The sequence below is a fragment of the Streptomyces sp. CO7 genome (genome assembly GCF_053474865.1).
In genome coordinates this window covers 1-1398 of the sequence record NZ_JBRIOU010000022.1, presented here as the reverse complement: position 1 = coordinate 1398, position 1398 = coordinate 1, and the positions used below count along the sequence as shown (strand labels likewise).

The 1398-nt window shown below is 77.3% G+C and carries 2 protein-coding genes; both read right to left on the bottom strand.

Going from position 1 to position 1398, the window contains the following annotated elements:
* Positions 1-163 precede the first annotated feature (163 nt).
* Positions 164-634, bottom strand: a complete 471-nt coding sequence (locus tag ACOV8S_RS30830; protein ID WP_448321784.1) for an NUDIX hydrolase — start codon at positions 632-634, stop codon at positions 164-166.
* Positions 635-705: 71 nt separating this feature from the next.
* On the bottom strand, positions 706-1398 hold a 693-nt coding region (locus ACOV8S_RS30825; RefSeq protein WP_448321783.1), incomplete at its 5' end, for an MBL fold metallo-hydrolase.

Genomic DNA, 1398 nt, shown 5'->3' with positions numbered 1-1398 from the left:
GCCCTGGACGGCCCCATCCACCGGCCCGCCCACGACGGCCTGCCCCTGCCGGCCTGAGGCAGGGCGCCCGCCCGGCCTCGTCGCGGCCCTCGCGTCCACCCGCGCAGGGGCTCGGTTCCGCAGGGACGCCCGCCGGTCCTGCCGATCTCACCGCGGTGGCCGGTCAGGCGTCGTCGCGCCAGGGGCCGTCCGGTGTCAGCGTGGCGAGCACGGTGGCCAGTTGAGGCGGCTCGACCGGGTCGGGGAGCGAGCCCAGGTCCGGCCAGGCCACCCAGGTGTGGGTGTCCAGGCTGGTCAGCTCGTAGGGGAGCAGGCCGGTCCTCACCAGCGCGGGGCGCTCCTCGGCGAACCGCGCGACGAAGAAGTGCTCCGTCCCGACGTACCGCTTGCCGCCCCACACCACGTCACGGTCGAGCGGCACCGACCGGTCGAGGACGGCGGCCGGGTCGAGTCCCGTCTCCTCGGCCAGTTCGCGGCGGGCCGCGGTCAACGGCGTCTCGCCCGGCTCGACCCCGCCCCCCGGCGGCTCCCAGAGGTGCGTCCCGTCGACCGGGTCGCGCCAGCGCATGAGCAGCAGGCGTCCGGCGGCGTCCAGACAGAGGATCCGGGCAGCCACCCGGTGCGTCGTCTCCACGCCGCGACCGTATGCGCCGCCCGCGAGGGGCCGGACCGCGGCCCCCTGATCCGCGGGCGGCGCCCGCGGTCCTACCCGGCCGCGATCCGCACGCTCTCACCCGGCTTCGGCAGCCGCAGCCGGCCGGAGAGCCCCGCCGCCGCGAACGCCTCGGTCAGGCAGTCGCCGCCCTCGCTGAAGTGCTGCCAGTGCTCGAAGTGGAGCGGGACCACCTGCCGCGCCCCGAGGATCTCCGCGGCCTGCGCGGCCCAGGCGCTGGAGAGGGTCAGGAAGGCGCCCGGCAGCAGCGGCGTCAGCACCCCGCCCGCGAAGAGCACCGCCACGTCGAAGGGGCCGAACCGCTCCGCGATGCCGCGCACCACGTCCAGCGAGGCGTTGTCCCCGCTCACGTACACCGTGGGCAGCCCGTCGCCGGAGAGCACGAACCCGGTGACCTCGCCGACGAGGTGCTCGGAGCCGTCGGGGCCGTGCTGCGCGGGCACGCCGGTGATCCGCAGCGACCCGCCGTCCGGCCGGGGCAGCTCCACGCTCTCCCCGTCCGCCAGCGCCCGCACCGTGCCGCCGAGCCGCCGCCGCGCGGACTCCGTGGACAGGGTGAGCGGGACTCCGGCGAGGAACGCCCGCCCCGCGTGGTCGAGGTTGTCGGCGTGCTGGTCGTGGGAGAGCAGCACGGCGTCGACGGGGCCGATCTCCGCCGCGCCGACCGCCGGCCCGGCGGTCTTGACCAGGGTGGTGCCGCCCCCGGACGCGGGGTAGTCGCCGGG